17 protein-coding genes are annotated in these 20,797 nt (G+C 70.6%); 13 read left to right on the plus strand and 4 right to left on the minus strand.

From position 1 onward, the window contains the following. Positions 1 to 61 precede the first annotated feature (61 nt). From eccB to ABTX18_RS11280, 4 genes are all read left to right on the plus strand, one after another. On the plus strand, positions 62 to 1,603 hold the full coding sequence (gene eccB, locus ABTX18_RS11265) for a type VII secretion protein EccB (RefSeq protein ID WP_352122441.1): 1,542 nt from the start codon (positions 62 to 64) through the stop codon (positions 1,601 to 1,603). Positions 1,604 to 1,660: 57 nt separating this feature from the next. Further along, positions 1,661 to 2,878, plus strand: a complete 1,218-nt coding sequence (gene mycP, locus ABTX18_RS11270) for a type VII secretion-associated serine protease mycosin (RefSeq protein ID WP_352122442.1) — start codon at positions 1,661 to 1,663, stop codon at positions 2,876 to 2,878. Positions 2,879 to 3,055: 177 nt separating this feature from the next. After that, entirely contained in the window at positions 3,056 to 3,406 is a 351-nt protein-coding gene (locus ABTX18_RS11275; protein WP_352122443.1) for a hypothetical protein, read from the plus strand. 44 nt (positions 3,407 to 3,450) lie between these two features. Continuing rightward, positions 3,451 to 3,756, plus strand: a complete 306-nt coding sequence (locus ABTX18_RS11280; protein ID WP_352122444.1) for a WXG100 family type VII secretion target — start codon at positions 3,451 to 3,453, stop codon at positions 3,754 to 3,756. A gap of 65 nt (positions 3,757 to 3,821) precedes the next feature. Here the strand turns inward: ABTX18_RS11280 and ABTX18_RS11285 are convergent, their stop codons facing one another. Both ABTX18_RS11285 and eccCa read right to left on the minus strand, forming a co-directional pair. Continuing rightward, positions 3,822 to 4,055, minus strand: a complete 234-nt coding sequence (locus tag ABTX18_RS11285; protein WP_352122445.1) for a DUF397 domain-containing protein — start codon at positions 4,053 to 4,055, stop codon at positions 3,822 to 3,824. A 139-nt stretch (positions 4,056 to 4,194) separates the two neighbouring features. Then, positions 4,195 to 8,151, minus strand: coding sequence for a type VII secretion protein EccCa (eccCa, locus tag ABTX18_RS11290; RefSeq protein WP_352122446.1), 3,957 nt, complete (start codon positions 8,149 to 8,151; stop codon positions 4,195 to 4,197). Positions 8,152 to 8,454: 303 nt separating this feature from the next. Here eccCa and eccD point away from each other — a divergent pair, with 303 nt between their 5' ends. From eccD to ABTX18_RS11320, 6 genes are all read left to right on the plus strand, one after another. Continuing rightward, positions 8,455 to 9,942 (plus strand): type VII secretion integral membrane protein EccD, encoded by a 1,488-nt coding sequence (gene eccD / locus ABTX18_RS11295; RefSeq protein ID WP_352122447.1) that lies wholly within the window; start codon positions 8,455 to 8,457, stop codon positions 9,940 to 9,942. Positions 9,943 to 10,119: 177 nt separating this feature from the next. Next, positions 10,120 to 10,410, plus strand: coding sequence for a 30S ribosomal protein S15 (rpsO, locus tag ABTX18_RS11300; RefSeq protein WP_018551846.1), 291 nt, complete (start codon positions 10,120 to 10,122; stop codon positions 10,408 to 10,410). 271 nt (positions 10,411 to 10,681) lie between these two features. After that, positions 10,682 to 12,895 (plus strand): polyribonucleotide nucleotidyltransferase, encoded by a 2,214-nt coding sequence (locus ABTX18_RS11305; RefSeq protein ID WP_352122497.1) that lies wholly within the window; start codon positions 10,682 to 10,684, stop codon positions 12,893 to 12,895. Continuing rightward, positions 12,892 to 14,271, plus strand: a complete 1,380-nt coding sequence (locus ABTX18_RS11310; RefSeq protein WP_352122448.1) for a M16 family metallopeptidase — start codon at positions 12,892 to 12,894, stop codon at positions 14,269 to 14,271. Before ABTX18_RS11305 ends, ABTX18_RS11310 begins: the two co-directional genes overlap by 4 nt. Positions 14,272 to 14,295: 24 nt before the next feature. Next, positions 14,296 to 15,048: a 4-hydroxy-tetrahydrodipicolinate reductase gene (gene dapB, locus ABTX18_RS11315; RefSeq protein ID WP_352122449.1), complete on the plus strand. Its 753-nt coding sequence runs from the start codon at positions 14,296 to 14,298 to the stop codon at positions 15,046 to 15,048. A gap of 14 nt (positions 15,049 to 15,062) precedes the next feature. Next, positions 15,063 to 15,596, plus strand: a complete 534-nt coding sequence (locus ABTX18_RS11320) for a tetratricopeptide repeat protein (RefSeq protein ID WP_352122450.1) — start codon at positions 15,063 to 15,065, stop codon at positions 15,594 to 15,596. Between the two features lie 68 nt (positions 15,597 to 15,664). On the opposite strand, the gene ABTX18_RS11325 is transcribed toward ABTX18_RS11320, so the two are convergent. After that, positions 15,665 to 16,216 carry an SCO5741 family PH domain-containing membrane protein gene (locus ABTX18_RS11325; protein ID WP_352122451.1) on the minus strand — a complete coding sequence of 184 codons (552 nt, stop codon included), beginning with the start codon at positions 16,214 to 16,216 and terminating at the stop codon, positions 15,665 to 15,667. A gap of 94 nt (positions 16,217 to 16,310) precedes the next feature. Beyond that, a complete protein-coding gene (locus ABTX18_RS11330) occupies positions 16,311 to 16,550 on the minus strand; it encodes a hypothetical protein (RefSeq protein WP_352122452.1) in 240 nt (79 codons plus the stop codon). A 154-nt stretch (positions 16,551 to 16,704) separates the two neighbouring features. Here ABTX18_RS11330 and thyX point away from each other — a divergent pair, with 154 nt between their 5' ends. From thyX to ABTX18_RS11345, 3 genes are all read left to right on the plus strand, one after another. Then, a complete protein-coding gene (gene thyX, locus ABTX18_RS11335; protein ID WP_352122453.1) occupies positions 16,705 to 17,442 on the plus strand; it encodes an FAD-dependent thymidylate synthase in 738 nt (245 codons plus the stop codon). 152 nt (positions 17,443 to 17,594) lie between these two features. Then, the gene (gene dapA, locus ABTX18_RS11340; RefSeq protein ID WP_136329525.1) at positions 17,595 to 18,494 is read left to right on the plus strand and encodes a 4-hydroxy-tetrahydrodipicolinate synthase; all 900 of its coding nucleotides are present in this window, start codon (positions 17,595 to 17,597) and stop codon (positions 18,492 to 18,494) included. A gap of 132 nt (positions 18,495 to 18,626) precedes the next feature. Continuing rightward, the gene (locus ABTX18_RS11345; protein WP_352122454.1) at positions 18,627 to 20,312 is read left to right on the plus strand and encodes a ribonuclease J; all 1,686 of its coding nucleotides are present in this window, start codon (positions 18,627 to 18,629) and stop codon (positions 20,310 to 20,312) included. Positions 20,313 to 20,797 lie beyond the last annotated feature (485 nt).

Below are 20,797 nucleotides of genomic sequence, written 5' to 3' on the forward strand. Positions count from 1 at the left end.
GGACGCCGGCCGCGGCCGCTCCCGGTGCCGTGCGGTCGGACACGGGGAGACGGACGGACTCATGGCATCGCGGCGCGACGACCTCAACGCGTACACCTTCGCGAAGCGGCGCATGGTGGCGGCGTTCCTCCAGCCCTCGCCCACCGGCTCCGACGAAGGCGCCCCGCGCCCCCTGCGCGCAGTCGTCCCGGGCCTCGTCGCCGGCGCCCTGATCCTCGCCGGGTTCGGCGCCTACGGCATGTTCCGGCCGGCCGCCCCCAAGGACTGGGACAGCCCCGGTGCCAAGGTCATCGTCGGCAAGACGTCGACCACCCGCTACGTGGTGCTCACCACCGGCAAGGGCGCCGGCCGCAGGACGCAGCTGCACCCCGTGCTGAACCTCGCCTCGGCCCGGCTGCTGCTGAGCCCGCAGAACTACGGCGTCATCCAGGTCGCCGACGAGATCCTCGACGCGGGCAGGCCCCCGCGCGGTCCGGTCCTCGGCATCCCGTACGCCCCCGACCGGCTGCCCGAGGAGAAGGACGCGGGCACCGCCAAGCGCTGGGCGGTCTGCGTTCAGCCGGGCGGCCGGGGGAACACCGTGCAGAAGGCCGCCTTCGTCCTCGCCGCACGCGACGACCACCTGACCGAGGGCGCCGGCCGGCTCACCGGCGGCCAGGTCCTCTACGTCCAGGGACAGGACCGCACCCGCTACCTCGTCGACGCCCGCGGCACCAAGTACCGCATCGACGAGACCGCCGCCGACCTCGGCCATCTCACCGGCGCCCTGGTCGGCAGCGCGCACCCGCAGTCCGTCACCGACGACTGGCTGGCCACCCTGCACGACGGCAGCCCGGTCGCCTTCCCGGCAATCCCCGGTGACGTCGGGGCCCCGGCCCACATCGAGGGGCACCTGTCCGCGCGCGAGAACCGCGTGGGCACAGTGCTGCGCACCAGAGACGGAGGGGGCACCGCCCACTACGTCGTCCTGGACGGCGAGGTCCGGAAGGTCTCCGAGTTCACCGCCTGGCTGCTCATCAACTCCCCGCAGACCGCACGCCTCGACCTGGCCGGGCAGGCGCGCCCCGCCGGCCTCCAGGACTTCGTCCCCGCAGCCGAGCCCTTCGCGGGCCAGGCCGCGCACTGGCCCGCGCGCAGAGCCGTCCGCGTCAACGCCACCGACGCCGGCGCCCCCGGCCGTGACACCGTCTGCAACGTGCTGCGCCGCACGGACGACAGGGGCCGGACGACGCTGAGCACCTGGGCCGGCACCGAGTACCCCGCCTCCGTCGGCGCCGGCGGCACGAGCACCTACGTCACCCCGGGCAGCGGGCTGCTCTACACCCAGGTGAGGGAAGGCCAGACCAGCCGCGACGGATCACTCTTCCTGGTGACCGACACCGGACTGCGGTACGCGGTTCCGGGGAACGGCGACAGCGGCGCCGCAGGGACCGGCACCGGAGCGGAAGACGGCCCGGACAGCCGGCCCCGGCCCGGTCCGGCGCAGATCAGGCTCGGATACGAGAGGACGACGCCGGCTCTCGTCCCCATCGCCTGGTCCGAGTTCCTCGCCAAGGGCCCCCGGCTCGACACCGACAGCGCTCGCCGGCCCCAGGGTTCCTGAGGACGACCGGGCACGCTGCGGCGGACACCAGTGGACACACGCGGGGGAGAGAGCGCGATGCCGTACCGGAAAAGGGTCCTGCTGGCGGCGGCGGCAGCGCTGGGCGCCGTCATGGGGCCGCAGGCCGCGTATGCCGTGCCGGGGCCGGACGGTCTGCGCCCGGCCGGCGTCGGCGCGTGCGACTTCCCGATGAAGGAACAGTTCGAGGGCCGCCCGTGGCCGCTCCAGCGGGTGCTCCTCGACGAGCTGTGGCAGGACACCCGGGGCAGGGGGATCCGCGTCGCCGTGATCGACACGGGGGTGGACGACACCAACCCTCAGCTCAGGGGCGCGGTGGACGCCTCCGCAGGCGTCGACTACACCGACGGCGGCGGCAGCGACGGGACCGTGGACGAGGTCGGTCACGGCACCAAGGTCGCCGGCATCATCGCCGCCCGCCCCCGCACCGGCACCGGGTTCGTCGGCCTGGCCCCCGAGGCCACCGTCATCCCGATCCGTCAGAACGACGGGCGGCACAACGGCGAGGGCAGCACGATGGCGGCCGCGATCGACCACGCGATCGCCAGGGGCGCCCAGGTCATCAACATCTCCCAGGACACCACCAGGCCGCTGGCCGACGACTCCGTGCTGGGCCGGGCGGTGGCACGGGCGGTCGCCGAGGACATCGTGGTCGTCGCCTCCGCGGGCAACGACGGCAGGGACGGCAGACGACGGAGTACCTACCCCGCCGCCTTCGACGGAGTGCTCGCCGTCGGCGCCTCCGACCGCAACAACGAACGCGCGCCCTTCTCCCAGTCAGGAGATTTCGTGGGGGTGGCCGCACCCGGGGTCGACATCGTCTCCACCGTCCCGGGCAACGGCCAGTGCACCGACAACGGCACCAGCTTCTCCGCGCCGTACGTCTCCGGGGTCGTCGCACTCATGCGCGCCAAGTACCCGGACTGGACGTCGGCGCAGATCATCGCCCGCGTCGAACAGACGGCGGAACGCACCGTCAACGGGCGTGACCCGTTCGTCGGATGGGGTGTAGTCGATCCGGTCCGCGCCCTGTCCGGGGACGACACCCCGCAGGACGCCCCCCGCCCGGACGCACCGCCCGCCGCCGCCCCGGCCCCCGACCCCGCGCACCTGTCGATGGCGGAGACCCCGCAGCAACGGAGCAAGCGCTACGCGGCCTGCGCACTGGCCGCGGCGGCCGTGCTCGTCGCTGTGGTGGCCGGCACCGCGACCGTGGCGCGCGACCTCCGCAGACGCCGCCTGCCGCGCCGAAGGTGACCCCGCAGAGCCGTTTCACGCTGCTCGGGCAGACAGGGGCGGTGCGGTGAAGTGGCTAGGGTGACCAGGGACTTCAACGGGTGACGGGGGATCAGTAACCGACCGGAGCGCCTTCGCCGGAACTGGTGCGCCCCCTGCCCCGCACCCCCTCCCAGCGAACCGAGAGAGGACCTCCGCATGACCAACCCCGCAGGCGGTTTCGGACTGGCCGACGATCCGGTCATCCAGGCCAGGAACAAGATCGTCAAAACGGCCGAGGCGGTCTCCACGCAGTCCCGGGAACTGGCCGACATCCTCGCGACGGCCGGAGCGGGGTGGACCGGCGTCGGCGCCTCGGGATTCACGTCCGCACAGCTCGTGATCAACGAGGACCACGACGAGATCCGCCGGCTGCTGAACGTGCTGCTCCACGCCGTGGGCAGCACCAAGAACCTCAGCAACGCCAACGACGAAGAGGTCCGCGCGGCCTTCAACGCGGTCAGGACACCGGCCTCGGCGGGCAGCGCCTCCGGGCTCAACGGCGTCTGAACCGCTCGCCTTTCCCCCCGCAGCCGAGCCAGAGGAGAGATCGGATGGGGCACGACCCGCACACCAAGGTCAGGTACGAAAGCGTCCAGGAGATGGCGAACCGCATCCGTGTGGTCTCGCAGAACATCTGCCGCGACCTGGAGGAGATGGACGGCGCGCTCAAGGTGGTCACGGACACCTGGGACGGTGAGGCGCACACCGCGTACGTGGTGCTCCAGCGCAAGTACCACGGCAAGGCCGACGACATGAAGGGCCGGCTGGAGCACGTCGCGAGGATCATCGAGTCCGGCAAGGACAACTACCGCACCACGGACCTCAAGGCCTCACGCCTGTTCACCGAGGCTTACTGAACACCCGGCAGGCACGGCGTACAGCCGGAGGGGCACGTTCACCCGAACGTGCCCCTCCCGCCGTACTACGTCAGGTCGAACTCGCCGTCCCGGGCCCCCAGCACGAACGCACGCCACTCGGCCTCCGTGTACCGCAGCACGGTCTCCGGATCCAGCGAGGACCGCATCGCCACGGCCCCGCCCGGAAGGTGCGCGATCTCCACGCGCTCCTGCGCATCCTCGGTGCCGGGCGCACTCAGCCATTCCACCCCCGAGATGTCGAGTGCGTACAGCTCGTCCTTCTCCGCCTGCGTTCCCATGGTCAACGGTTCCTCTCCGTACGTGGCTCTGCACGGCACCGTACAGGCACCACCGCGGCCTTTGGCGAGGTCGCCGAACTCCCGGCGAACGACGCCCGTGTGTGCTCCCGTGACGTCGTGCGCACCGCCCCCGCCACTCTCAGGGCCGCTCCGGAAGCCTGCCCGTCTGCACCAGCGGACTGCCCCGCCGCCGGGTGGCGAAGTAGCCGCGCCCGGGCAGCATCGGATGCCCGCGCACCGTCCCGATGAGGTCCCCCTCGGCCGGGTTGCCGGACAGCACCACGCCCTGCGCCCCCAGCTCCTTGATCCGCTGCATGAACGGCTCGTACATCGCACGCGACGCCCCCGCCGAACCGCGCGCGATCACGAAGCGCACCCCGGTGTCCCGCGCGAACGGCAGATACTCCGCCAACGGGGCCAGCGGACCGCCCGCGCCCGTCGCGACCAGGTCGTAGTCGTCGACGAGGATGAAGATCTGCGGACCGGTCCACCAGCTCCGGTCCCGCAACTGCCGCGGTGTCACGTCCGGCGGGGGCTGCCGCCGGGCGAACACACCGGCCAGGGCCTCCATGTGCGTCCCCAGCGCGTCCGCCGTCGGCGCGTACTCCAGCAGATGGCTCTCCGGCAGCGCGCCCAGCAGCCCCCGCCGGTAGTCCCCGACGACGAGCTTCGCCTCGTCGGGGGAGTACCGCTGCGCGAGCTGCTTGGCGATCAGGCGCAGCAGATTGGTCTTGCCCGACTCGCTCTCGCCGAAGACCAGGAAGAACGGGTCGGTGTCGAAGTCGACGAACACCGGTTCCAGATCCGTCTCGGCGATCCCGATCGCGATGCCCCGGTCGGGGAACTCGAACCCCTTCGGCAACCGCTCCGCCGGCAGCTTCAACGGCAGCAGCCGTACGGAAGGAGCCGCGGGGCCGGGCCAGTTGGCACGCACCGTCGCAACGAGCGCGGCGGTCGCGTCGGCGAGGCCCGTCGCCTCGGTCACCGAGTCGATGCGCGGCAGCGCGGCCATGAAGTGCAGCTTCTCCGCCACCTGGCCCCGGCCCGGCACCCCGGCCGGCACCCGGGCGGCGACCTTCCGGTCGAACTCGGAGTCCATGACATCGCCGAGCCGCAGCTCGAGCCGCCCGAGGATCTGGTCCTTGAGCGCGGCACGCACCTCCATGTACCGCGCGGCCGAGAGCACCAGATGGACCCCGTAGCCGAGACCGCGTGCGGCGATGTCCGTGACGACCGGCTCCAGCGACTCGTACTCGCTGCGGAACCCGCCCCAGCCGTCGATGACCAGGAACACGTCCCCCCACGCCTCACCGGGCAGCTCACCGAGAGCCCGCCCGCGCCGGTAGGTCGCGATCGAGTCGATGCCCCGGGCGCGGAAGAACTCCTCACGCCGGGCCAGCACCCCCGCCACCTCCGCGACCGTGCGCCGCACCCGCTCCGGGTCCAGCCGCGAGGCGATCTGACCCACGTGCGGCAACTCCGCCACCGGGGCGAGCCCGCCGCCACCGAAGTCGAGCCCGTAGAACTGCACCTCCCGCGGGGTGTGCGTGAGCGCGAACGAGGCGATCAGCGTCCGCAGCAGCGTCGACTTGCCCGACTGCGGCCCGCCGACCACCATCAGGTGCCCCGCCGCCCCGGAGAAGTCGCGGTACAGCACCTCGCGCCGCTGCTCGAACGGCTTGTCGACCAGACCGAGCGGGACCGTCAGCCCGCCGGGCCGGGTGTACTCCGTGGCGGTGAACCCGCGCCCCTCGTCCGGTGCGAGCCCCGGCAGCAGCTGATCCAGCGCGGGAGCCCGGTCCAGCGGCGGCAGCCACACCTGATGGGCGGGCACCCCCTGGCCCTCCAGCCGCCGCACGACCACGTCCAGCACGGTGTCGGCGAACGCGTCCTCCCGCACCCGCACCGGACCGGCCGGCGAGGCGCCACCGGCCTCCGCTTCCGCCACCGGCACCGGCATCGCACGGAACAGGGCGGCCCGCCGCGCGGCCGGCACCTGCCCCGCCGCCGGTGCGTGTCCGCCCGCGCGGTACGCCCCCGACACGTACGCCGCCTTGAACCGGGTCATCTCCTCCGTACCGGACTTGAGATAGCCCGAGCCCGGCACCGGTGGCAGGTGGTAGGCGTCCGGCACTCCGAGCGCCGTCCGCGACTCCTCGGCCGAGAACGTCCGCAGCCCGATCCGGTACGAGAGATACGTGTCCAGCCCGCGCAGCCTGCCCTCCTCCAGCCGCTGCGACGCCAGCAGCAGATGCACCCCCAACGAACGGCCGATGCGGCCGATCTGGATGAACATGTCGATGAAGTCGGGCTTCGCGGTGAGCAGTTCGGAGAACTCGTCGATCACCAGCACCAGCGAGGCCAGCGGCTCCAGCGCCGCACCCGCCGCCCGGGCCTTCTCGTAGTCGTGGATGCCGGCGTAGTTGCCCGCCGCGCGCAGCAGCTCCTGTCTGCGCTGGAGCTCACCGCGGATCGCGTCGCCCATCCGGTCCACGAGAGCCAGGTCGTCGGCCAGGTTGGTGATGACCGCGGCCACATGCGGCAGCTGCGCCATGCCGCTGAACGTCGCCCCGCCCTTGAAGTCCGCGAGCACGAAGTTCAGCGTCTCGGAGGAGTGCGTGACCGCGAGGCCCAGCACCAGCGTCCGCAGCAGCTCCGACTTGCCGGAACCCGTCGCGCCGACGCACAGCCCGTGCGGCCCCATACCGTCCTGCGCGGCCTCCTTGAGGTCCAGCATCACCGGCAGCCCGTCCTCGCCGACCCCGATCGGCACCCGCAGCCGCTCCGAGGCCGGCCGGGGCCGCCAGGTGCGCGCCACGTCGACCGCGTCCGCGTCCCCGAGATCCAGCAGCTCGGTGAAGCCGAGGTCCGAGAGCAGCGGTTCACCGTCCCTTCCGCCGCCCGTCCGCAGCGGCGCCAGCTGCCGGGCCAACGCCTCGGCCGCGGGCAGCGAAAGGCCGTCCGGTACGCCCTCGTACGCCGCGCCCGCATCGGGCTCCATCCGCAGCAGGCCCGGCCGCACCATCACGGTGAGCCCGCCACGGGAAGCGGCGGGCTCACCCTCCACCACCTCGACGACGGTCACGCCCTGCAGCCCCTCCGGCCCCACGGGCGCCGGGACCGGCCCGAGCCGGCCGCCGTCCACGACCACCACGATGTGCGGCTGGTCCAGCAGCGGTCCGCCCTCCCGGCCGAACCGAGGCCGCCCCTCCAGCCGGTCCGCCAGCAACGGCTCCAGACCGGCCGCCTCCGCCACGAACAGCCGCTTCGGACCGGCCCCGTCGGCCTGCCCCGGCACCTGCGTGTGCGGCAGCCACTTCGCCCACTCCCAGCGCGCTACCGCGTCCGGCCCCGCCACCACGGCGACCACCAGATCGTCCGGCGAGTGCAGCGTCACCAACTGGGCCACCACCGCCCGCGCGAGAGACCGGGCCGACTCCGCCGGACCGCACACCGTCACCCGGGGGAACGCCCGCACCGGGAACGCCACCGGGAGCCCGTCCAACTCACTGTGCACCGCCAGGAACCGCCGCAGCGCCCCCGCGCACACCGGCTCCGGCTCGTCGGCCGGATCGCTCTCCGGCGCCGACAGGGGCGTCGACAGGCCCTGAATCCCGAGCCCGATCCGTACCTGCCCGAAGTCGGTGTCACCGGCCCGCCGTTCCCAGACCCGGACGCCCTGTGCCACCACCGACCACAGCTGCTCGGGAGCGGGATGCAGATACCACTGCGCATCACGCTGGGCGCGCGCCGTCCGGCGCACCGCACGCCTGGTCTGCGCCAGGTACGCGAGGTAGTCGCGCCGGGCATTCGCCAACTGACCCTGGGTGCCGCGTCGGTGACGGACCAGCTGGGCGACCACCATGGCGAGCGTCGACACCAGCATCAGCACGCCCATGATCCGCATGAACGGCGGTGCCTGCGGCGAGAAGAAGAAGACCACCGAGGAACCCATGCCGAGCACCGGAAGGACCTGCATCAGCAAGCCCTCGCGCTGCCCGCGCGGCAGCAGCGGAGGGGCTTTCAACTCCAGCCCGCCCGCGGGCAGTTCCGGCGGCAGGGCCCGCGGCGGACGCTTCACGACGATCTGGCTCACCGGTGCATCAATCCCTCGGTACGGACGGGCCGGGGGCCGGGCGGACCCGCACCGGCGCCCCCGTGGCTGCCTCCGCCCACGGACTGGCCTCCGCGCGACCGCGATCCTACTTCCCGGGCCCCGGCGCGGATTCCGCGTTCTCGCGCGCGGACCGCCGGGGCACACCGCCCCGGTAGGGTTGCGCGCGCACCGTGCGCGACCGCGAAAGCGCGACCGCGAAAGCAAGGGGCACCGTGCGCGACCGCGAAACACGGGGGACCGGACCCGTGACCGTGCGCAGCCGCCGACAGGGGGACCAGACACGTGAGTACGACCGCAGCGACCGGTTTCTGCCGCGTCACTGTCGTGGCGCCCGACAGCCGGATCGACGTCGCCCTCCCGGAGGACCTCGCCGTCGCCGACATCTGCCCGGAGATCCTCCGCCTCACCGGCCGGACCCAGGCCGTCGCCACCCCCACCGGACACCACCTCGTACGACGCGACGGCACCGTCCTCGACGGCGCCCGCACGCTGGCCGCCCAGCAGGTGCTCGACGGCGAGATCCTCCTGCTCCGCCCCTTCGCCGAATCGCTGCCGCCCGCCGTGTTCGACGACGTCCCGGACGCCGTCGCCGCCGCCGTCGCCCGCGACCGCCACCTGTGGAGCGACGACCTGCTGCGCGGCGCCGGCCCCGCGGGCGCCGCGACCCTGCTCGTCCTGCTGGGCTTCGTCCTCTGGTTCGCCGACCCGGTCCGCCACGACATGCACAGCCTGCCCGGCATCATCGCGGGCGCCGCCGGCGTGCTGCTCACCGCGTTCGCGGGGGTGCGTGCCCGGGTCTACGGGGACCGGGTCACGGCCGCCGCCCTCGGCCTCGGCGCGCTGCCCCTCGTCCTCATCGCGGGGTCCGGCATCCTCGGCCCGGACGCCGGCCAGGGGCCGGGCAGGCTGCAGTTCCTGCTCGGCTGCGTCGCCGTGCTGGTCGCCTCGGTGGTCCTGGTCGCGGTCACCCCGGGCGGCGACGCCCCGTTCGTCGCGGCGGCCCTCCTCGCCACCGCGGGCACCCTGGCCGCCTTCGCCGCGATCCTCACCGAGTCCTCCGCCGCCTCGGCGGCCGCCGTCTGCGCCCCGGCCGCCCTCGGGCTCGTGGCCTTCCTGCCCGGCCTCTCGGCCCGTTTCGCCCGGCTCCCGATCGGATACGCCCCGCAGCGCACCGCCCGGACCGGCTACGGCGACCCCTTCGCCGATCCCTTCGCCGACCCGGACGCCGGTCACCGGGACGCCCCCGTCGACGCCGCGCACATCGCGGAGCGGGCGCGGCGCGGCCACGAACTCCTGCTCGGTCTCGTCGCGGGCTGCGCGGCCCTCGTCGTCGCGTCCGCCGCCGTGCTCGGCTTCTCCGGCGACCCCTGGGCCCAGCTCCTCGCCCTGGCCACGGGCCTGGCCATGCTGCTGCGCGCCCGGCTCTTCCGCTACACCTCGCAGGTCGTCTGCGTCCTCGCGGCAGGCCTCGGCGCCCTCGCCCTGCTCGTCCTCGGCCTGGCGCTGCACCCGCCCACCGGCCTGGTGGCGGAGCTCGTCCGGTACGGGGACCGCGGCGCCCTCGACCTCCGTACCGTCTGGCTCTCCGTCTCCGTCGCCGCCGGTGCGGCCCTGCTGACCGCGGCCGGCCTGATCGTGCCCCGCAAGGGACTCTCCCCCTTCTGGGGCCGGGCCCTGGACCTCACGGAGAGCGCCCTCCTGCTCTCCCTGGTCCCTCTCTGCCTGGCGGTCCTCGACGTCTTCGCGCGCGCGAGGGCCCTCACCGGCTGAGGCCCGTCGGGGGCCGCTCCCGGCGGCTGGTAGTCTGTCGGTGGCCGTTTGTGTACGCGTTCCCGGTTGACTCTGGGGGCTGCGCTCATCGGACCTTCGCTCCCGAGTCACTCAAGCTCCCCTGAGATCAAGACCAGGGGCACTCGTGGGCGCATCGAAGACCAAGAGGAGTACCGCGTGCCGCTCGACGCCGCTACGAAGAAGCAGATCATGACCGAGTTCGCGCAGAAGGAGGGCGACACCGGTTCCCCCGAGGTTCAGGTCGCCATGCTTTCGCGCCGCATCTCGGACCTGACGGAGCACCTCAAGACGCACAAGCACGACCACCACTCCCGTCGTGGTCTGCTGATCCTGGTCGGCCAGCGTCGCCGCCTCCTGCAGTACCTGGCCAAGAAGGACATCCAGCGCTTCCGTGCGCTCGTCGACCGCCTCGGCATCCGCCGTGGCGCGGCCGGCGGCGCCAAGTAAGGACGCTGTGAAAGGGAGCGGTTCCCACCTCTAGTGGGCCCGCTCCCTTTGCCGTACGTGCGGTATCCGGGGCAACCTCAGTAACCTGGACGTACGACAACAGACGAGGAGAGGCGCGCCACGGCCGCCGCCGGTCCTCGGTAGTGGCCCCCGGGACAACGCCCGGGAGCTTCGATCGAAGACCGGCCCCGCACACACGGTGCGCTTCTCCGCACCGTCCTGCGCCACACGGGCGACAGGACGAAAGACGACGAGTATGGAGAAATCACTAGTGGAGAACGAGACCCACTACGCCGAGGCCGTTATCGACAACGGAACCTTCGGCACCCGCACCATCCGCTTCGAGACGGGCCGCCTGGCCAAGCAGGCCGCAGGCTCCGCCGTCGCGTACCTGGACGACGACACCATGGTGCTGTCGGCCACCACCGCTTCCAAGCGGCCCAAGGACCAGCTCGACTTCTTCCCCCTCACGGTGGACGTCGAGGAGCGGCAGTACGCCGCCGGCAAGATCCCCGGCTCCTTCTTCCGCCGGGAGGGCCGCCCCTCCGAGGACGCGATCCTCACCTGCCGCCTGATCGACCGGCCGCTGCGCCCCTCCTTCAAGAAGGGCCTGCGCAACGAGATCCAGATCGTCGAGACGATCATGGCGCTCAACCCCGACCACCTGTACGACGTGGTCGCGATCAACGCCGCCTCGGCATCCACGATCCTGGCGGGCCTGCCCTTCTCCGGCCCCATCGGCGCCACCCGCGTCGCCCTGATCAAGGGCCAGTGGGTCGCCTTCCCGACGCACACCGAGCTCGAGGACGCGGTCTTCGACATGGTGGTCGCCGGTCGCGTCCTGGAGGACGGCGACGTCGCGATCATGATGGTCGAGGCCGAGGCCACCGAGAAGACCATCCAGCTCGTCGCGGACGGCGCGGAGGCTCCCACCGAGGAGATCGTCGCCGCCGGCCTCGAGGCCGCGAAGCCCTTCATCAAGGCGCTCTGCAAGGCCCAGTCCGACCTCGCCGCCAAGGCCGCCAAGCCCACCGGCGAGTTCCCGGTCTTCCTCGACTACCAGGACGACGTCCTGGAGGCGCTCTCCAAGGCCGTCAGCACCGAGCTCTCCAAGGCGCTCACCATCGCCGGCAAGCAGGAGCGCGAGGCGGAGCTGGACCGCATCAAGGAGATCGCGGGCGAGAAGCTCCTCCCGGCCTTCGAGGGCCGCGAGAAGGAGATCTCCGGTGCCTACCGCGCGCTGACCAAGAAGCTGGTCCGCGAGCGCGTCATCAAGGACAAGGTCCGCATCGACGGCCGCGGCGTCACGGACATCCGTACGCTCGCCGCCGAGGTCGAGGCCATCCCGCGCGTGCACGGCTCGGCGCTGTTCGAGCGTGGCGAGACCCAGATCCTGGGCGTCACCACCCTCAACATGCTCCGCATGGAGCAGCAGCTGGACACCCTCTCCCCGGTGACCCGCAAGCGTTACATGCACAACTACAACTTCCCGCCGTACTCCGTCGGCGAGACCGGCCGCGTGGGCTCGCCCAAGCGCCGCGAGATCGGCCACGGCGCGCTCGCCGAGCGCGCCATCGTGCCGGTGCTGCCGTCGCGCGAGGAGTTCCCCTACGCGATCCGCCAGGTCTCCGAGGCGCTGGGCTCCAACGGCTCGACGTCCATGGGCTCGGTCTGCGCCTCCACCATGTCCCTGCTGAACGCCGGTGTGCCCCTCAAGGCCGCCGTCGCCGGTATCGCCATGGGCCTGATCTCCGAGGAGATCGACGGCAAGACCCACTACGTCGCCCTCACCGACATCCTCGGCGCCGAGGACGCGTTCGGCGACATGGACTTCAAGGTCGCCGGCACGAAGCAGTTCGTCACCGCGCTCCAGCTCGACACCAAGCTCGACGGCATCCCCGCCTCGGTCCTGGCCGCCGCGCTGAAGCAGGCCCGTGACGCGCGCCTGCACATCCTCGACGTGATGAACGAGGCCATCGACGTCCCGGACGAGATGTCCCCGAACGCCCCGCGGATCATCACCGTCAAGATCCCGGTGGACAAGATCGGTGAGGTCATCGGCCCCAAGGGCAAGATGATCAACCAGATCCAGGAGGACACCGGCGCCGACATCACGATCGAGGACGACGGCACCATCTACATCGGTGCCCAGCAGGGCTCGCAGGCCGAGGCCGCGCGCGCCACGATCAACGCGATCGCCAACCCGACCATGCCGGAGGTCGGCGAGCGTTACCTGGGTACGGTCGTCAAGACCACCACCTTCGGTGCGTTCGTCTCCCTGATGCCCGGCAAGGACGGCCTGCTGCACATCTCGCAGATCCGCAAGCTCGCCGGTGGCAAGCGCGTGGAGAACGTCGAGGACGTGCTCGCGGTCGGCTCCAAGGTCCAGGTCGAGATCGCGGAGATCGACTCCCGCGGCAAGCTCTCCCTCATCCCCGTCGTCGAGGGCGAAGAGGCCGACGAGAAGGACGACACCGACAAGTGACGTCCCGTAGTTCCGTGACGACGGCCCGCCCCTCCTCCAAGGGGCGGGCCGTCGCCCGTACCCAAACGCTTCTCAAGGGCAGCAACGGCATCGGCACGGTCCGCCGCACGGTCCTGCCCGGCGGCCTGCGCGTCGTCACCGAGACCCTGCCCTCCGTACGCTCCGCCACCTTCGGCATCTGGGCCCACGTCGGATCACGCGACGAGACCCCGGCGCTGAACGGCGCGACGCACTACCTCGAACACCTCCTCTTCAAGGGCACCGCCAAGCGCAGCGCCCTCGACATCTCGTCCGCGATCGACGCGGTCGGCGGCGAGATGAACGCCTTCACGGCGAAGGAGTACACCTGCTACTACGCGCGGGTCCTCGACACGGACCTGCCGCTGGCCATCGACGTCGTCTGCGACATGCTGACCGGCTCCCTGATCGCCTCCGAGGACGTCGACGCCGAGCGCGGCGTCATCCTCGAAGAGATCGCGATGACCGAGGACGACCCGGGCGACTGCGTGCACGACCTGTTCGCGCACACCATGCTCGGCGACACCCCGCTCGGCCGCCCGGTCCTCGGCACCGTCGACACGGTCAACGCCCTGAGCCGCGGCCAGATCGCCCGCTTCTACAAGAAGCACTACGACCCCACGCACCTGGTCGTCGCCGCGGCCGGCAACGTGGACCACGCCACGGTCGTACGCCAGGTCCGCAAGGCGTTCGAGCGGGCCGGCGCGCTCTCCCGCACCGACGCCGTCCCGACGACGCCGCGCGAGGGCTCCCGCACGCTGCGCACCGCGGGCCGGGTCGAGCTGCTCAACCGCAAGACGGAGCAGGCCCACGTCGTCCTCGGCATGCCGGGACTGGCCCGCACCGACGAGCGCCGCTGGGCGCTCGGCGTACTCAACACCGCCCTCGGCGGCGGCATGAGCTCCCGTCTCTTCCAGGAGGTACGGGAGAAGCGCGGCCTCGCCTACAGCGTCTACTCGTACACCTCGGGCTTCGCGGACTGCGGACTCTTCGGTGTGTACGCGGGCTGCCGGCCCAGCCAGGTCCATGACGTCCTCAAGATCTGCCGCGACGAGCTCGACCGCGTCGCGTCGGACGGACTCGAGGACGAGGAGATCAGCCGCGCCATCGGCCAGCTCTCCGGCTCCACGGTCCTCGGCCTGGAAGACACCGGCGCCCTGATGAACCGGATCGGCAAGAGCGAGCTGTGCTGGGGCGAGCAGATGTCGGTCGACGACATGCTGGCCCGCATCGCGCAGGTGACCCCGGACGACGTCCGCTCGGTGGCGGCCGAGGTCCTCGGACACCGCCCCTCGCTCTCCGTCATCGGCCCGCTCAAGGACAAGCAGGCCGGCCGCCTCGACGAAGCGGTCTCCTAAATCCCTTTGTAAGGAAGCAGAGCAATGAGCAAGCTGCGCGTGGCCGTTCTCGGTGCCCGGGGCCGTATCGGCTCCGAAGCGGTACGAGCGGTCGAGGCCGCCGACGACATGGAACTGGTGGCCGCACTCGGCCGCGGCGACAAGCTGGAGGCCCTCGCGGACTCCGGCGCCCAGGTCGTCGTCGAGCTCACCACCCCCGCGTCGGTGATGGACAACCTCGACTTCTGCGTCCGGCACGGCATGCACGCCGTCGTCGGCACCACCGGCTGGACCGACGAACGGCTCGCGCAGCTCACCACCTGGCTCTCCGGCTCCCCGAAGACCGGTGTGCTCATCGCGCCGAACTTCTCCATCGGAGCGGTCCTCACCATGAAGTTCGCCCAGCAGGCCGCCCGCTACTTCGAGTCCGTCGAGGTCATCGAGCTGCACCACCCCAACAAGGCAGACGCCCCCTCCGGCACCGCCGCCCGCACCGCCCAGCTGATCGCCGAGGCCCGCCGCGAGGCGGGCTGCGCACCCCAGCCGGACGCCACCGCGACGGCACTGGACGGAGCGCGCGGCGCCGACGTCGACGGGATCCCGGTCCACTCGGTACGGCTCCGCGGACTCCTGGCCCACCAGGAGGTGCTGCTGGGCGGCGAGGGGGAGACCCTCACCATCCGGCACGACTCCCTGCACCACAGCAGCTTCATGCCGGGCATCCTGCTCGGAGCGCGCCGCGTGGTGTCCACTCCGGGCCTCACGTTCGGCCTGGAAAACCTCCTCGACCTGAACTGACTGAGCCCACCGCCATGCGCGCAAAGATCACTTACACCGTCACCGCTGCCGTCCTGGTCTTCTACTTCGTGCTGGTCGGCAGCCGAGGTGTCCTGCTCATCAAGCACGGCACACTGCTGACGGTGACCTTCGGGGTCGCCGTGCTGATCCTTCCGGCGATCGGCATCTGGTTCCTCTGGAAGAACACCCAGTTCGTCCGGAGGGCCAACGCCCTGGCCGCCGAGCTCGACGCCGAGGGCGGCCTGCCCGTCGACGAACTGGTCCGTACCCCGAGCGGGCGTATCGACCGGGACTCCGCCGACGCGGTGTTCGCCCTTCGCCGGGAGGAGACGGAGGACACGCCGGACGACTGGCGCTGCTGGTTCCGCCTCGCTGTCGCCTACCAGGACGCCCGGGACACCCCCCGGGCCAGGAAGGCCATGCAACGGGCCATCGCCCTGCACAACACCCCGACCCCACAACCGTCAGGCCCATCAAGCCCGTCCGGCTCACCAGGGCTCACAGAAACATCAAGCCGGACAGGCACATCAAGCCCGTCCGGCGATTGAGGACAACTCTTTTCTTTGAGCCCGTCCGGCGATCGAGGACATACACGCCGCCGGTCGGGCCCACCCCGCTACGCGCGCCGGTACTCGTCCCCCCACGCCTCAATCGTGTCGGCGGCCCGGTCGAACGCCTCGCCCCGCGCCAGGAAGTCCGCGTTGGAGTCCGTGAGCAGCGGCGGCACCGCGTTCCCGCCCTTGCGTACGACGATCAGGGCCTGGCCCTGCACCGTGCGCGGGAACCCGAGCCACTTGACCGGCTGCTGCACCGTGCGTACCGCGGAGGCGCGATTCCACGGCACGGTCGTCGTCCGGAAGAAGCCCACCCGGCGCACACCGTGCCGGCTCACCCAGGCCCCGACCCGCAGCATCCGCAGGGCGCAGATGATCACGGCGAGCGCCAGGGCCAGGCACGCTCCGGCGCCCGGCAGCGCCCCGGCGAACGCCGTGATCATCCCGGCGAACAGGATGAACGAGGCGAGCAGCAGCAGTCCGGCCGCGGCCGCGACACGCCAGGGCCCGGGGCGGTAGGGGCGCCGCCAGCTGTCGTGGTCGTCGAACGGCAGCGCGACATCCTCAGCGCTCGCGTCAAATGCGCGGTCGGCCGTCAGGAAGGGCAGGGGCACGACTGATCCTCACTCACAAGCACGCTCGATTGCTGTGCCAGGTGAGGCTACCGAGCAGGCTACCGACCGGACCACCCCAGGGGGCCCGTACGGGTCATCGCCCGTGTGCCGCCTCTGCCTGCCGGCTGTGCTGAGGCGACTGCTCGGGGGCCAGGGCGGGCAGGCCGAGCAGCAGCGATCCGGCGAGTCCCGCGACCACGACGAGCCCGGTCAGGACGGCGCCGGCCCTCTCGGAGAGGGAGGCGCGCTCCCGCGGGGGCGGTGTGACGTTACTGCGGAATCGGTCGGCCTCGGCGACGAACGAGAACGGGACGGATTCACGCCGGCGGAACATGAGGTAACTCTCCTTGAACTCTGATTCGGGTGGTGCTACTGAGTCAGACGCACGGCGAGCCCGATCGGTGCCCGGAATCGCGGTGAAATTCGCAGCCGGTCGTGGCCCGTAGAGTGGACGCCGCCCGAGCGACGCCATTGGAAGGACCCCGCCGGTGACCGAGACCCCCGAGCCCGCAAAGCCCAGCTTCCGCAGCGATGTCACCGTTGACCTGGTGAAATCCGCCGCCGGTGACTCCGACGTGCTGTTCGCCGCCCGTGTGTCCACGGCCGGTGAGCAGTCCCTCGAAGAGGTCACCAAGGACCCTGAGCGCTCCAAGGGGCTCATCAATTACCTGATGCGGGACCGGCACGGGAGCCCGTTCGAGCACAACTCGATGACCTTCTTCATCAGCGCCCCGATCTTCGTGTTCCGGGAGTTCATGCGGCACCGCGTGGGCTGGTCGTACAACGAGGAATCGGGCCGCTACAGGGAGCTGGAGCCGGTCTTCTACGTCCCGGGGGAGTCCCGCAAGCTCGTACAGCAGGGCCGTCCCGGAAAGTACGAGTTCGTCGACGGCACCGAGGCCCAGGCAGAACTCACCGGCCGCGTCATGGAGGACTCGTACCGCCAGGCGTACGACGCCTACCAGGAGATGCTGGCGGCGGGAGTGGCCCGCGAGGTGGCCCGTGCGGTCCTCCCGGTCGGCCTGTTCTCGTCCATGTACGCCACGTGCAACGCCCGCTCGCTGATGCACTTCCTCGGCCTGCGTACGCAGCACGAGCTCGCGAAGGTTCCGTCGTTCCCGCAGCGCGAGATCGAGATGGTCGGCGAGCAGATGGAGGCGCACTGGGCGCGGCTCATGCCGCTGACTCATGCAGCCTTCAACAAAAATGGACGCGTTGCCCCGTAAGAGGTGTCCGTATTGCGGCGTTTCGAGAAGTTCATCTAGGCTGATCAAACGGACCCGGCACTGCTTGAACCCCCGAGCAGGCAGTGCCGGGCTCCTCTTGCTTGTCCCCCCGAGGGGACAATGGACGCCGAGCAACGAGTAGCGTGTTACCCATGGCTCCGATCTCCACTCCGCAGACCCCCTTCGGGCGGGTCCTCACCGCTATGGTCACGCCGTTCACGGCGGACGGCGCACTCGATCTCGACGGCGCCCAGCGGCTCGCCACCCATCTGGTGGACGCAGGCAACGACGGCCTGATCATCAACGGCACCACGGGCGAGTCCCCGACCACCAGCGACGCGGAGAAAGACCAGCTCGTACGGGCTGTGCTGGAGGCGGTCGGAGACCGCGCGCACATCGTGGCCGGCATCGGGACCAACGACACCCGCCACAGCGTCGAGCTCGCCCGGACGGCCGAGCGCACCGGCGCCCACGGCCTCCTCGCGGTGACGCCGTACTACAACAAGCCGCCGCAGGAGGGCCTCCTCCGACACTTCACCGCGATCGCGGACTCCACGGGTCTGCCGGTGATGCTCTACGACATTCCCGGCCGCAGCGGTGTGCCGATCGACACAGAGACCCTCGTCCGGCTGTCCGAGCACCCGCGCATCGTGGCGAACAAGGACGCCAAGGGCGACCTCGGCCGCGCCAGCTGGGCCATCGCGCAGTCCGGCCTGGCCTGGTATTCGGGCGACGACATGCTGAACCTGCCGCTCCTGTCGGTCGGTGCCGTCGGCCTGGTCTCCGTCGTCGGTCACGTCGTCACCCCGGACCTGCGGGCCCTCGTCGAGGCCCACCTCGGCGGTGACGTACAGAAGGCCACCGAGATCCACCAGAAGCTCCTGCCGGTGTTCACGGGCATGTTCCGCACCCAGGGTGTGATCACTTCCAAGGCCGCACTGGCCCTCCAGGGCCTTCCGGCCGGCCCGCTGCGCCTGCCTCTGGTCGAACTGAGCGCGCAGGAAACGGCGCAGCTCAAGATCGATCTGGCTGCCGGTGGGGTACAGCTGTAACCACAGACTTCACAACTGAATACGCGAAGAACGTTCGCGACCGAGCAACACCCCAAGACAACAGCAAGTGCACGAATGACATGCGCGCCACGTGCCCAAGCGGTACGTGGCGTGCGTGGTAAGGAGAGTCTTTTGAGTCATCCGCATCCTGAACTCGGCACCCCGCCGAAGCTCCCGAAGGGCGGCCTGCGGGTCACCCCGCTGGGTGGCCTCGGCGAAATCGGCCGCAACATGACGGTCTTCGAGTACGGCGGCCGCCTGCTCATCGTCGACTGCGGCGTCCTCTTCCCCGAAGAGGAACAGCCGGGAATCGACCTGATCCTTCCGGACTTCACCACCATCCGGGACCGCCTGGACGATGTCGAGGGCATCGTCCTCACGCACGGACACGAGGACCACATCGGTGGCGTCCCGTTTCTGCTGCGACTGAAGCCGGACATCCCGCTCATCGGCTCCAAGCTGACCCTCGCGCTCATCGAGGCCAAGCTCCAGGAGCACCGCATCCGCCCGTACACCCTTGAGGTCAAGGAGGGGCAGCGCGAGCGCATCGGAGTCTTCGACTGCGAGTTCATCGCGGTCAATCACTCCATCCCGGACGCTCTCGCGGTCGCCATCCGCACACCCGCGGGCCTGGCCGTCGCCACCGGCGACTTCAAGATGGACCAGCTCCCGCTGGACGGGCGCCTCACGGACCTGCACGCCTTCGCCCGGCTGAGCGAGGAAGGCATCGACCTTCTGCTCTCCGACTCGACGAACGCGGAGGTCCCCGGCTTCGTCCCGCCCGAGCGGGACATCCAGAACGTCCTGCGCACGGTCTTCGCCAACGCGCAGAAGCGGATCATCGTGGCGAGCTTCGCCAGCCACGTGCACCGCATCCAGCAGATCCTCGACACCGCCCACGAATACGGCCGCAGGGTCGCCTTCGTCGGACGGTCGATGGTCCGGAACATGGGCATCGCCCGTGACCTGGGCTATCTGAAGGTTCCCGCGGGCCTGGTCGTCGACGTCAAGACTCTCGACGACCTGCCGGACGACGAGGTGGTGCTGGTCTGCACGGGATCGCAGGGTGAGCCGATGGCCGCCCTGTCCCGGATGGCCAACCGCGACCACCAGATCCGCATCGTCCAGGGCGACACCGTCATCCTGGCGTCGTCGCTGATCCCGGGGAACGAGAACGCGGTCTACCGCGTGATCAACGGCCTGACCCGCTGGGGCGCCAACGTCATCCACAAGGGCAATGCCAAGGTTCACGTCTCGGGCCACGCCTCGGCCGGCGAGCTGCTGTACTTCTACAACATCTGCAAGCCGAAGAACCTGATGCCGGTCCACGGCGAATGGCGCCACCTCCGGGCCAACGCCGAACTGGGCGCCCTCACCGGTGTCCCGAAGGACCACATCGTCATTGCCGAGGACGGCGTGGTCGTCGACCTGATCGACGGCAAGGCCAAGATCGTCGGCAAGGTCCAGGCGGGTTACGTGTACGTCGACGGTCTCTCCGTCGGTGATGTCACCGAGGCCTCTCTCAAGGACCGCCGCATCCTGGGCGACGAAGGCATCATCTCCGTCTTCATCGTCGTCGACAGCACCTCCGGCAAGATTGTCGGCGGCCCCCACTTCCAGGCCCGGGGTTCCGGCATCGACGACGCGGTGTTCAGCGCGGTCGTCCCCAAGGTCGAAGAGGCTCTCAACAAGTCCGCCCAGGACGGAGTCATGGAGCCGCACCAGCTCCAGCAGCTCGTCCGCCGCACGGTGGGCAAGTGGGTCTCCGACACCTACCGCCGGCGTCCGATGATCCTTCCCGTCGTCGTCGAGGTCTGACCCGACGGGCGCGAACTCCGGAGCGGGGCCCCCGATTTGCATCGGGGCGCCCCGCTCCAGTACGTTTGCGTCTCCGCCTCACCGGGAAGCACCGCGCACACGTGTGCGCTGGGATCTCCGAGGAGGACGGAAATTCCGACTCAGAACTTCTGATAATGTCGGATCTGCCGAAAGGCAAGGCCCCTTCAACGGCCACTGGAATTCAAATTCGAACCGGAAACGGAACGAACTGGGTCTGGTAAGGTTGGAACCGCTGGAAAGGGAAAGCGCGAAAGCGAAGAACTGGAAAGCGAAAATGCGAGACCCGCTTCGACCGGGAATCGGACACGAAAGAGTCTGATAGAGTCGGAAACGCAAGACCGAAGGGAAGCGCCCGGAGGAAAGCCCGCAGGGGTGAGTACAAAGGAAGCGTCCGTTCCTTGAGAACTCAACAGCGTGCCAAAAGTCAACGCCAGATATGTTGATACCCCGACCTGTTTCGGCAG

Origin of the sequence: Streptomyces sp. NPDC096323 (assembly GCF_040302845.1) — a bacterium.
Taxonomy (GTDB): domain Bacteria; phylum Actinomycetota; class Actinomycetes; order Streptomycetales; family Streptomycetaceae; genus Streptomyces.